Source organism: Xanthocytophaga flava (assembly GCF_030068545.1).
Classification (GTDB): domain Bacteria; phylum Bacteroidota; class Bacteroidia; order Cytophagales; family 172606-1; genus Xanthocytophaga; species Xanthocytophaga flava.
Map to the genome: position 1 here is coordinate 408,628 of NZ_JASJOR010000002.1, position 12,240 is coordinate 420,867.

The 12,240-nt window shown below is 35.7% G+C and carries 12 protein-coding genes; 7 read left to right on the plus strand and 5 right to left on the minus strand.

Features of this window, described 5'->3' with window-relative positions:
* Nucleotides 1-253 precede the first annotated feature (253 nt).
* Together QNI15_RS04465 and QNI15_RS04470 are read right to left on the minus strand one after the other, a co-directional pair.
* On the minus strand, nucleotides 254-475 hold the full coding sequence (locus QNI15_RS04465) for a hypothetical protein (RefSeq protein WP_314003000.1): 222 nt from the start codon (nucleotides 473-475) through the stop codon (nucleotides 254-256).
* 829 nt (nucleotides 476-1,304) lie between these two features.
* Nucleotides 1,305-1,676 carry a DUF2493 domain-containing protein gene (locus tag QNI15_RS04470; RefSeq protein ID WP_314002998.1) on the minus strand — a complete coding sequence of 124 codons (372 nt, stop codon included), beginning with the start codon at nucleotides 1,674-1,676 and terminating at the stop codon, nucleotides 1,305-1,307.
* A gap of 245 nt (nucleotides 1,677-1,921) precedes the next feature.
* Here QNI15_RS04470 and QNI15_RS04475 point away from each other — a divergent pair, with 245 nt between their 5' ends.
* Entirely contained in the window at nucleotides 1,922-2,158 is a 237-nt protein-coding gene (locus tag QNI15_RS04475; protein ID WP_313986773.1) for a hypothetical protein, read from the plus strand.
* Between the two features lie 91 nt (nucleotides 2,159-2,249).
* On the opposite strand, the gene QNI15_RS04480 is transcribed toward QNI15_RS04475, so the two are convergent.
* Nucleotides 2,250-3,230 carry a GlxA family transcriptional regulator gene (locus tag QNI15_RS04480; RefSeq protein WP_313986770.1) on the minus strand — a complete coding sequence of 327 codons (981 nt, stop codon included), beginning with the start codon at nucleotides 3,228-3,230 and terminating at the stop codon, nucleotides 2,250-2,252.
* A gap of 178 nt (nucleotides 3,231-3,408) precedes the next feature.
* Between QNI15_RS04480 and QNI15_RS04485 the strand changes: the two genes are divergently transcribed.
* Genes QNI15_RS04485 through QNI15_RS04495 form a run of 3 tightly spaced genes read left to right on the plus strand, consistent with a single transcriptional unit; the run spans nucleotide 3,409 to nucleotide 5,818 of the window.
* A complete protein-coding gene (locus tag QNI15_RS04485; RefSeq protein WP_314030741.1) occupies nucleotides 3,409-4,377 on the plus strand; it encodes a tetratricopeptide repeat protein in 969 nt (322 codons plus the stop codon).
* Between the two features lie 31 nt (nucleotides 4,378-4,408).
* Nucleotides 4,409-5,365 carry a HEAT repeat domain-containing protein gene (locus QNI15_RS04490; RefSeq protein ID WP_314030742.1) on the plus strand — a complete coding sequence of 319 codons (957 nt, stop codon included), beginning with the start codon at nucleotides 4,409-4,411 and terminating at the stop codon, nucleotides 5,363-5,365.
* Between the two features lie 39 nt (nucleotides 5,366-5,404).
* Entirely contained in the window at nucleotides 5,405-5,818 is a 414-nt protein-coding gene (locus tag QNI15_RS04495; RefSeq protein WP_313986762.1) for an RDD family protein, read from the plus strand.
* Nucleotides 5,819-5,844: 26 nt separating this feature from the next.
* Here the strand turns inward: QNI15_RS04495 and QNI15_RS04500 are convergent, their stop codons facing one another.
* Together QNI15_RS04500 and QNI15_RS04505 are read right to left on the minus strand one after the other, a co-directional pair.
* Nucleotides 5,845-8,241, minus strand: coding sequence for a GAF domain-containing protein (locus tag QNI15_RS04500; protein WP_314030744.1), 2,397 nt, complete (start codon nucleotides 8,239-8,241; stop codon nucleotides 5,845-5,847).
* A gap of 92 nt (nucleotides 8,242-8,333) precedes the next feature.
* Nucleotides 8,334-9,434 (minus strand): serine hydrolase domain-containing protein, encoded by a 1,101-nt coding sequence (locus tag QNI15_RS04505; RefSeq protein ID WP_314002990.1) that lies wholly within the window; start codon nucleotides 9,432-9,434, stop codon nucleotides 8,334-8,336.
* 376 nt (nucleotides 9,435-9,810) lie between these two features.
* On the opposite strand from QNI15_RS04505, the gene QNI15_RS04510 reads away from it, so the two are divergent.
* The 3 genes from QNI15_RS04510 (at nucleotide 9,811) to QNI15_RS04520 (ending at nucleotide 12,224) form a co-directional block, all read left to right on the plus strand.
* Nucleotides 9,811-10,032: a hypothetical protein gene (locus tag QNI15_RS04510; protein ID WP_314002988.1), complete on the plus strand. Its 222-nt coding sequence runs from the start codon at nucleotides 9,811-9,813 to the stop codon at nucleotides 10,030-10,032.
* 709 nt (nucleotides 10,033-10,741) lie between these two features.
* Nucleotides 10,742-11,545 (plus strand): sensor histidine kinase, encoded by an 804-nt coding sequence (locus tag QNI15_RS04515; RefSeq protein WP_314002986.1) that lies wholly within the window; start codon nucleotides 10,742-10,744, stop codon nucleotides 11,543-11,545.
* A gap of 10 nt (nucleotides 11,546-11,555) precedes the next feature.
* Nucleotides 11,556-12,224: a response regulator transcription factor gene (locus tag QNI15_RS04520; protein ID WP_314030746.1), complete on the plus strand. Its 669-nt coding sequence runs from the start codon at nucleotides 11,556-11,558 to the stop codon at nucleotides 12,222-12,224.
* Nucleotides 12,225-12,240: the final 16 nt, after the last annotated feature.

Below are 12,240 nucleotides of genomic sequence, written 5' to 3' on the forward strand. Positions count from 1 at the left end.
GTACAGTAGCAACTCTGCCGGGAAAGAGAATTTATATTTCCTAATTCTCGGAGATAGTGTGTCATTGAATGTAAACTATTTGAGAAAAAATCAACCCAACCCCAACAGTCTAATGTAATGAGACTATGAAATAAAAAGAAACTGGGATGAAAGTCTGAACTATTCAGACTTTCATCCCAGTTTCTTTTATAGATTACAATAGAAAATATACTAATCTGATTTATTGTTGCTCAAGTCAGACGAATTTCCTTTATTAAAGATATTCAACGATACCCCCAATCAGAGCTGCCATAGGAAAACTTACTACCAACAATAAAACAAACCAAAGCAGTAATCTTTTACCTTCCAGAAATTCTTTTTTCACAAATCGAAATACAGAAAGACTTAAAATAATAAAAGACAAAAACCATAACATAGTTAGCGTCACTAAACCAGCTACCATGCCAAATGTCATTCCTCCATGTAGTAATAACATATAGTATCAGTTTACAAATTTGTGAATAGTTGCTCTATAATTTTAATGGTATCTTCATTGATAGAATCGAGTTTCTTCTATCATATATGTATTACTTCTACGCTACATAAATGATACAGATTTCGTATGTTGAACTTGAAAGTGTATTATTTATGTGCTCCTTATCTGTTTCTATTACAGATACTACCTTCTTAAAATTTTGTCTTACATTTCTATTAATATCAGACCTGTTATTTACTTCATGTAATTGGACGTTTACTACTTCTTAAAATCACATGGAAATATCTGAGATAATTTTCACTTCTTATATGACACCTATCTATACTTTAAATGATTTTTCTCATTATTGAAGCACAAGTACAACTAACTCATTATCAACAACTATTTAGCCAATTACCACACTTATAGACAACACATATTCAGATCTTATACTACCTTGTAATCCAATAACAGAATCTTACTCACTTCCTGTGTTTAATCCAGAAATAAATATAACTTTCACAAGAGTAGTATATACTCTGATACAATAAAATACCTTACACAGGTATCAATAGTTGTAATATTTAAATAAATAGAAATATTGTAAATCGTGCAGGCAGAACGGAGTGGCACTTATAAATAGTTTAGAAAATTGAGTAAGGATATCATGCAGATACTCTGGAATCTTTTTCAATTATGTAATGTCTTGTTTTTATAAATCACTTAAATAACAATAGGATGTTACCACCTGACATCAGGCAATAACATCCTATTGTTAATCTATTCAGAACCTTCCTTTCTACAGAAGTATACTTTGCACAAATCAGATTCGTCTGTTATAGTATAACCTTTACTCCCATAAATTCAACTGTGCCTCTGAAGGGCCATCAGGCATTACGACCTGCAACAGCTTACCAGCTTTTTGTGCCTTCTCAATAGTAGAAGCAGTTCCTTTGCTTTCTCCATCCCAGAAAGCAATTACCCCATCAGCCATCTGTACCATTTCGGTGTTTCGTACATGGGTAGCCGTAGCTTTATGAGTATCATAATCAGGCTTTCGCTCAGTTACTTTGATGCTCCTTCCTCTGGCCCAATTGGCAGCCATCAGATCTGCACCTATAGCACCACCATGAATAAGTTCTGTGATGGTATACCGCTCCAGGGTTTGGATCAGTAGTTGTTCATCTGTCCAGTTACGGCTTCCTGTAATGGTTATTCTCATGATTCAGCAGTCTTTCAGCTATGAAAAATTGTTGTACAAACCATATAAAATGGCGTGCAAATATAGTGTAAAATCCGTGATTATTTAGTATATTTATATGGTGGAACATATATAACAAAACCCTTTTTTCACACTAAAACTACAACTTTCCATCTAATTTTTAGCCGATTACGTTCTCAGTAGGATAAAACAAATAACCGATTTATTCTTTTGAAAAGACCCATATAGGGTCACCAACTAACACTATGAAAATTCTGGATATTACTGACACATTGTATTCTGAAAAGTATGAAGGATTAAGAGTAAAATTCTGGTTTGCTTATTGCCCAGGTGATCAGAATACCTCCCCCTGTGAAGATGTACAAATAGAGGGAATTTATTGTGAAGAGTCTCAACATGATCTTTCTCCATTTATTGATTGCCATGTTATCCGCGGGTTGGAAGACGAAATCAGTGAGCATTGTCATAGGAATGCAGCTTAACACATTTTATTTTCATTACAAGTATAATTTTCGCATATATATGAAAATACCTCTGAATGTCAGAGGTATTTTTGCTTATAGCCTGTTTATTTTACAGAGTAACAGCCTCTTTATTATACTTGTTACGGTATTCTACAGGTGATAGTCCGGTAATCTTTTTGAACACTGTCCGAAAAGCTTTCATATCCGAGTATCCTACATCAAACATCAGTTCATTTACACTTTTTCGACTGGTTTCAAGATCTTTTTTTACCGCCTCTATTTTCACTCGTTGGATATATTCTACTACTGTATTGGAGGTCGCCTTCTTAAACCTTCGTTCAAAATTACGTCTTCCCAGGGCAAAAGTCGATGTGAGCTGTTCAATCGTAATTTTTTCCTGATAATTTTGTTCAATAAATTCCTGCGCTTTTCGGATCGGTTCATCAGCGTGCTCCTTTTGTCCCTGAAATATAGTAAACGACAATTGATTTTCTCTTTCTATTTCAATGGCAAATACCTTGGCAGAAAGTATAGCAATCTCTTTTCCTGCATATTTTTCAATCAGATGCAGAATAAGATTCATATAGGAAAAAGCACCACCACTGGAATAAATGCCATATTCATCTGTAATAATTTTCTCAGTAACAAGCTCTACATCCGGAAACAACTGACGAAACTGATTGGCAGCCAACCAGTGAGTAGCACACTTTCTGCCTTTTAACAAACCTGTGGAAGCTAACAGAAAGGCTCCCAGGCATAAACTTGCCACTTCTGCACCTTGTGTATATTGCTCTTTGATCCAGGGGATAAAATCCTTGTTCTTTTCCAATGCTTCCTGAATATCACCATCCAGTGCAGGAATAATAATCAGATCAGTCTTTTTCACATCGCTAAAAGTCATATCTGCATTGGCTGTAAATAATCCGCCACTTAAGGGTGTTTCCTTTGATAACCCCACTAACTGAACATGAAACAAAGGCTTTGCGCCTCTGGCTTTCATAAATGTATTTACTTGTGTAAGTAGCTGGCGAGAACCTTCCAGACTACCCAGAATGGCTCCCTGTGGTACTAATATCGATATGTGTTTCATACAATAAAAATACAAAAAAGCACTATTGAGACCAACTCTTTCTTTCCCAAAGGAAACTTGTTTTATGAGGTTTTACTCTTCTTTTCTTTTTCAATTTATTTTCTCTTTTGTATATAGCCTTCTACGTTTACATTAACTCTTTTTTTGGAATAAATAGCACAAAACATATTGTTACTTTATGCCAAAAACTCTACTACTACTTTTGACTCTACTATCTTATATTACAACAAGTGCATGCGCCAACGAATACCATGTGCTCTTAAATGGTCAAAAAATCGAGACAAGCGGTATAGAAATAGCAAATGGATATGACCTTACGAATCCAGAGCAAATCAAGCAGTTTGAAACAGATTTAATAAAGCTTGATAGTATTTGGAAATATATACATGAGATAAAAGCCTATTCCGATTATGGTGTTACACTTATGTATTTAGGAAGATACAATGAAGCTAAAGATGTATTTACTGCTATAGAAAAGACACATCCTGATTTATACACAACAGCTTCCAATTTAGGAACAGTCTATGAATTGCTTGGAAAGAACGACTCAGCTTACTACTGGATACAGAAAGGTATTACACTTAACCCGAAATCACATAATGGCTCAGAATGGTTACATTTGAAAATTCTGGAAGTAAAGTTAAAAGGATTATCCTATCTAACGAGCCAATTTATGCTGGGAACAGACTTAGGTAATGATACAATACCAAAATCTTCCTTAACTACTGAAGAGCTTACAAAACTTCGTAACCATATATCATATCAGCTAAATGAACGTATGATGTTTGTCAAAGCACCAGAGCCCATTGTTGCCTTCCTGTTATTTCAACTCGGTAACATCAAAGCCCTCACAGAGGATGTAACCAAAGCATTACGAACCTATACAGATGCTTATACTTATGGATACAGAAGTGTATTACTTGCTAAAAGATATCTCAAATTTAAGCAGCTACACAAAGATAGTAATACAAAATTAGATAAAGACGCTCTTACAGATCAACAACTGCAAGTAATGCTTCATGTCGAAGAAGATTCCTCCCTAACCTTAGCTATTAACAAATTATCTTCTTTCAAAACGTATCTGTCAGCAGCTATCCTACTGCTAGGTCTTAGCTGTGTCTATATTGTATTTAGGAACAAGGTCTAGTATTATAAAACATCTATTTATTTTCAGAGTTATGAAGAGACTTAATATTTATTTTCTCATGGGTTTTCTATTTACTGGTCTCTTAGCCATGGCTACTACCTGGGATGAACCCTGGCAGGATAAGATCATACGAGAAGCGGACAGTTTTGTATTAGCCAAAGTTCTTTCGTTTGACGCAGAAAAAGGAGTAGAAATCAAAATTCTAAAAAATCTGGCAGGAAAAGAATTACCTGTTCAAACAAAGATTACAGGCTTTTACCTCCTCCATCTTTGCAGCCGCTCAGGTAACGAAGGACCTGAATTTTATTTTAAAGGAGTAGATAGTTGTTACTTTTTTCTAAAAAAAAACGACAAAGGTAATCAGGCTATTGCAACTCCCACTTCGGGCTATGCAGTTCTAAAAGATGGAAATGTATATGCTACCTATCGTCATAGCTATCATCAAGCAATTGTTCTCTCAGATACATATGAACAGACAATGACCGCTATATTCAATAATTATCACGGGTTGACATATGATAAAAACTTTATTAAATCCTATGTCGAAAAATATCTATCATTGAAACCCGCAGGCTTTAGTAAAGACGAGATTCCAACTTTTTGTGCACAACATGTAGCCTTGGAATCTATTTATCATCTCCAGCTAACCGAGTATTATACTCTTATATTGCCATTCCTTTATCATACAGAAAACATGCATAATCAGATTTCTGCAGCTAGGGCCTTAACATGGTATCATTCCAAAGAAGCTCAGGAAGCACTACTCAAAATGATTGAAGATAAAAAGACGAATATATTTGCACAGGTTATCTGTATATGGGCACTTGAAGACTCCAAACCAGTGGCCCAAAAAGAAAAACTTACTAAGATAGCAAAGGATGCGTCTACTGAAGAAAACGGATTTGGAGGAAATATCATGGATCCACGTGTATGTACATCCTTTCCTACTGTAAAAGGAGCTATCGATGCTATGATACAAAAACTTTGATTTATAAGAAGACACAAGAAATAATACTCTTATCAATTTATGCAAACTCGAGAAATAGCGATTGAGTATCCTTCGCTTTTAAAACGAATCCAGTCTTCTGTTATTGATGCACTGGTAGTCATATTATTTATGGTAATCTTTACCCAGATTGCAGATAGCTTTGAGAATTTTCCAGTTTGGCTACGGGTAGTATTCATGTTTACAATTGTTTTGTATGAACCTGTCTGCATTACCTATTTTAATACATTGGGGCAATATCTGTTAGGTATACGTGTCAGAGACAACGATTATCCATCAGAACGTATCCCTCTTTTTAAATCCATCATTCGGTTTGCACTCAAAACATTTCTTGGATGGTTTGCATTTATCTCAGTTTATAACAACAAACGCAGAAGAGCTTTGCACGATATGGCAGCAGGTAGTATTGTAGTTTCACGTAAATCAACCCAATAATATTGGAATAAACGAATTTTCTTCCATTACCCAATAGGGTAAGTTTCTGAAGAAATAACTTGTCCTATCATATTTATAGAAGCTTCTTCTAATACAACAGTCACTCGAAGCGCTTTTAATCCGGATACTCCCTGAAGTTCTTCCAGCTCCAGAAACTCTACCTTATTTTCCAGCAAGCCAAGATTTTGCAAATAGGTAATGTATTCCAGATATTCTGTTTCCTCTTTTTTAGTCAGATATACAAGAGCTATTGTATCAGGTTGAGTAAGACGTTCGGAAGTGTTTTTGATGTGGACTTTATCAATTCGTTTTTTAATAATCTGGTATCGGATATTATAGGCTCCTTCTACATCAAACTTTCGTTCGTCGTTTCTAAAACTAATGTCTATAGCAGCAGAACGAATGAAAATAAGCTGGGTAGTGCGTAATGGTTTTTCCAGTTTTGGCAATAAACGATGTGTCATACGGGCAATGGAGACCATTACATTCAATTGTCCCAATCGTATATTCTTAAGATATAGCGTATTGAAAGGCTTGTTGGGAGTGATAGATTGTCCGATATAAATATCATATTCTATACCATCTGTACGAAACTTCTCAAAATAACAAGGATAAGCTCCCTGTAATTCGACCTGAAACTGGTCCAGTTGCTGGCTAATGGCAGCATTTATGGTTTGCATGGAGGTTTCCAGCATCCGCCTGTTTTTGTAGGCAATCCCCGTTTCTTCGTCAGTTGCCTTCCAGTATGAGTCTATTACAGGACGTAACGTTGGGTTATTTTCGTGGAAGTAGGTAAGAAATGGCACGATCTCTTCTTCCAGAAATTCGCTGATACGAATATTATCTTCTCTGACTGTTTTGGTTTCTATTGCCTGTATCCAGGTGGAGCACTTGAAAGTCAGACTATCTACAATAGGTATTGAGACTTGCTTTTTTATTTCTTTTAGAATCTCAATTACTAACTGACACTGCACAATCAGGTCAGCAACCATAGCTTCATTCCTCTCTATAGTGGAATTACGGATATCAATTCCACCATATAGAGGGTATACCTCTTTGAATATAATCTTGTCTGTATATTCTTTCAGACTATGCTCCTGACTATACATAAAATAACGCCATGCCTCTTCTTTAAATCTCCATTCAACGGCTGATTGCAGTGAGGTAAATCTGTTTTTTATAATCTCTTCAATCTTTCTGTTAAAACCATCAATTGTATGTTGTAGGAACTGAGCTAAAATAGGCATAGCCGCATCCAACCTCGCCAAAGCGGAAATAGTAATACTATCCTTTTGTTTTGAATACAATTCGAGTATACCTACCATATCTTGTCCATTATAGACAGGTAGCAAAGCATAAGATTCAATATTATTTTCCAGTAAGTGTTTCATATAGACGTTATCTGGATTTTCTTCCATCATTCGAGTATAAAAAACAATCTTAGGCTTTTTTACATACTCTTCTAGCATCCCTGGTAAAAGTTCAATTTCTCCTTTTCGGGCAAAAGCCTTTACCATTACATTATACTGGATATTCTCTTCTGTAAGAACAAGTTTATTATTAATCCGAAAAAAGGGAAGTATGCCAAACTCTACTGTATTATTTCGAATGAGAACCTTCAATGCACTTACGACTTCCTTTCTATAATACTCATTCGAGTCACCCGGATGCATATGAATAATAGCATTCTTGATATTTTCAATAGATTGCTGTCCGGTAATATCGGTAAGCGTAAGTACCGAAAAGCCTGAAAAAAAGAACTCGGAAAGAGGAAGGAAATTCTTCAATTTCTGCTTATCAAAGTCTTTTCCATCTGTCTCATTCAGCAATGCCATGATATCCTGCTGTGATACAGGGCTTTTTGATTTTACTTCCAGAAAACGGGTGTCAATATTGATTCGAAAGTAACTAATCAAGCTTGTTTCTTCATCTGGAACTCCAAATACTATTTCAGCTTTAAACAATGAAGGTATTCCATATACTTTTTCCAGTATTAGGGAATACACCATCTTCATTCTGATTTTCTCCGTCTCCTTTGTGGTGATAGTTTCTATTACTTCATTTCTGGGCTTTCCGGTAAAGCTACTTCTTACCAAAGAATAAAAGGTGTCTGTCCCAAAGAAAATCTGTGGCCGTAATGGAGTAGCCAAAGCCAAATGCTCATTTTCTTCAGATAAGGCAGGCAACAATAGTGTAACAATGAGTTCAAGCTCTTCCTGGATTTTCGGAATATCAGAAAGACTCACAGGCTCTGCCAACAATGGATTCGCATCCAGTTTAGCTAGGGCCTGAGTCAAAAAAGTATTTCGAACTTCTTTTTCTGTCTCTACTTTCTTTCGTAAATAGTCAATAAAACAACGAAACGACAAGGCGGTATCAGCTTTCTCCAGATCCGTAAAATTGTCACTTGTAAGTTCAATCAAAGTTGCCTGCATATCATACCAAAATATAAACTCAAAGCTACATAAAGATTAGTTTCTTACAATAGTTAATATACGTCATATCTACCCTGGTATTATTCTAAAAAGTAGCTGGCAATGGCTTCACCTTCTTTTAGATTAATAGAAACTCCACTCATATTGGCAGTGATTGCCAGATAAATTCCCTGATCGGGATATAGTAATACAAATGTTCTTCCGCCTTCCACCACTCCACCATGATGAATTACATGACGGCCTTTAGAGTCGGTTCCCATTCGCCATCCCATACCATATTGTGTATCTTTTCCATCAAGCAATTTCTGTGAAGTAAATACCATATCTACAGTTTTCTTATCCAGAAACTGCCCATTCAACACTTTAGTAGCCATCGTAACTAAATCACTTGGAGTGGATAAAAATCCTCCACCAGCCCACTTATAACTATTGTCAACCATAGGTGCATTAATCAGCTTTTTGTCAGAATGCTCATAAAAACGTACTCTGTTAGCAACAATACTGTCACTATAATCAGCCATCGTACTTTTTAACCCCAATGGAGTAAATACTTCCTGCATCATATAGGTGATAAAGTCAGTTTTGCTTGCTCCTTCTATTACTACACTTAAGAGATTGTACCCATAGGATGAATAACTATATCCTGTTCCTGGCTTAAACAAAAGACTATCATCCTTAAAAATCACAAGTCCATCTGTAACTTTTTCATACCGTTTAGGACAATTAATCGGATCTGTGGCTCTATAATGCCGAATGCCAGCCGTATGTGTAGCCAGTTGGCGAGCTGTAACGGGATATTTCTTTTCAGGAAAAACAGTAGTATACCGTTGAATCGAAACATCCAGGTCCAGCTTGCCTTGTTGGAACAACTTAGCCATTGCCAGGGAGGTTAGAGCTTTAGATACAGATCCAATACGAAAACGGGATTTTGTAGTCACACCTATCACGTTTTCCAGATCGGCATAACCGAACCCTTGTGCCCAGAGAATTCTTTCCCGGTTGCCAATACAGATAGAAATACCTGGAATATCCTGTTTGGCTTGTAATGAATCAATGTATTTCTCAGCTTTTCGAATAGCATTTTTAGCTTGTTTATCCATAATCGCATCTTTGCTATGTAGAACCTGGCTCCATGAAATGTAAGTAACAAAGAATAACAAAAGGGACGGATATAATTTCATTGAGATAAAAGTGTTGTTAGAGAATATTTCTTGTATACATAAGATTGATAAACCTCATTTATATTACATATTTTCAAAATAAAATCTATACATTTTCCATTATATGAAAGGTACATTTTTATTCTAGTTATAGAGGCTCTATATACACACCTATAAGCAATTATCTATAATTTTACAATACCGTATTTTTCCCGTATATACGGGAAAAATACGGTATTTTTATATACATCAAAATAAAACAAACTGAAAATCAATATCTTATAAAATCTCCAATTTATCTACTTCGGTAGAGATGGCTTGACCCTATTGCATCAGTCATATTTCTTTCTAATTTCACACCGAGCCTATCTTTAATTTTAATCCATTTATTCGCTCTATGCAAAATTACGAATTCAGTGTCAAAGACATGAAGGATCTGATTGCAGATGCATCCGATGATGATTTTGTGGTGGTATCTGTTCAGTTTACAAGAGACCCTAATCTTCCAAGAAAAGAATTTTTGGCAAAAGTCATAGCGACAGTCTCATCTTCATCTGGTCTTGCGAAAGATGGCGGTGGCGGAATCCTTGGCTGTCCAACCCCTCCCGGCTGTGGTTAACCATTGGCTTAAAGGATTTTCATCCAGCCAACACATTAGTGGCTGGATGAATAGTAGTTTTTTTGTCGCTATGGAATACTGTTAACTTAATGTCATTTAAATTAATCTTTTACCTAGATGTTATTTCACCCTTTATATTACTTTTCTTTGCCTTTCTCCGAAAAGTAGTATTCAGAAATGACTATGTGCTCTACTATATACTGTTACAGATTTTACTGAATCTTGTAGCAAGTGCCGTAATAGATATATTTCATCACACAAACAATTTGTATGTGTATCATCTCAATTGCTTAACCTCATTTATAATTCTTTCCCTCTATTTTCATCAAATATTCCGACACCAGAATTATAAGAAAATAACACTAATCATATTAGGTCTCTTTTTTGTTTTTTTTGTAATTAATGTGTCGTTCTGGGAAAGCCTGGATGTCTTCAACAGTAACTCATTATCTGTTGCCAGTTTTATTCTCACTATTTACAGTTTAATGTATTATCTTGAGAACTTAACCTCTCCGCCTACCGAAAATATTCTTAAATCAAAAACATTCTGGTATACAACTGGTCTCTTTACCTATTATACTTGTAACTTCTTTATATTTATTACTTATCGGAAGCTTACCCAGGATCATATTACAGATGCTGCTTTTTTGTGGCGCATACATAATATCGTATTTTTGATTATGTGTGTTTACGTTTTTATAGGGATATTATGCACACCCTCTCTGAAGAAATAAAGATAGTTCTAGCGATTACAGTCTTATTATTCGCTATCACTTTTTTTGTCATTGTATTTGTGCTAATCAGTCAGCATCAGCACAATAAATACCTACATGAAAAAGAGGAGATGAAAAATATCTATCAGCAGGAGTTGTTACGCACCAGACTTGAAATTCAGGAACAAACACTACACTATATTTCTCAGGAAATTCATGATAATATTGGTCAGATCCTTTCACTGGTCAAACTCAATCTTAATACAGTTGGCCCGATAGAGGATGAAAAGCTCCAATCCAAACTCATAAATACCAAAGACCTTGTAGGAAAAGCGTTACAAGATTTACGGGATCTGTCCAAAACATTAAATACCGATATCATCATTCAGAGCAACTTTTCAGAAGCTATCGAATTCGAACTGGAATCTATTCAAAAAACGGGAGCCTGCACAACCTATATGGAAGTGAAGGGAGTAGAACGCAAATTGGATGCGCAAAAGCAAATTATTATATTTCGAATTGCTCAGGAAGTCCTGAACAACATTATAAAACATGCCAAAGCACAGGAAATACAAGCTTTTATTGATTACCGATTAGATTCTTTTGAATTAATCATCAAAGACGATGGTATTGGCTTCGACATGGAAGAATTAAAAGGAGCAGATTTATATGAAAAAGGTTCTGGCATCAATAACATTTATACCCGAGCAAAAATGATACAGGCAGAAGTGGCCCTTAATAGTGTTATTCAGGAAGGTACTACATTCAGACTTTTTATTCCAACGACCTCAACGATTTGAATATCTGATCATGCAACAACCTATAGGACAAATCCAGGTAGCACTGGTAGATGACCATAAATTATTTCGCCGGGGTTTGGTTGAATTAATCAATGGATTTACAGATTACAAGGTAGTACTCGAAGCTACCAATGGGAAGGAATTTATTCAGAAGTTATCGTCAGAGCCTCTTCCAGATCTTGTTCTACTGGATGTCAACATGCCTGAAATGGATGGATATGAAACAGCAACCTGGCTGCGCAAGCATCATCCCTCCATTAAGATACTCGTGCTTTCCATGTATGATTCGGAGACCGCAATCATTAAAATGTTGCGTATCGGTGTAAGTGGCTACATTCTAAAAGATGCAGAAACTCATGAGTTAAAACATGCATTGGATGATCTGATCCAGAAAGGATTCTATTATTCGGATCTGGTCAGTGGTACACTGGCAAAGAGCATAGCCAAACCTATAGTAGAAACGCATGTACAACACATTCATGGATTAAACGACCGGGAAATAGAATTTTTGAAGATGGTATGCACGGAACTTACCTATAAAGAAATTGCCGATCAGATGTGTTTGAGTGTACGAACCATTGATGGATATAGAGAACATTTGTTTGAAAAGTTGAACGTACGAAGCCGTGTCGGATTGGTACTCTTCGCTATTCGAAGTAAGATCATAAGTGTGTCTTAATAGTTTGTAATCTTAA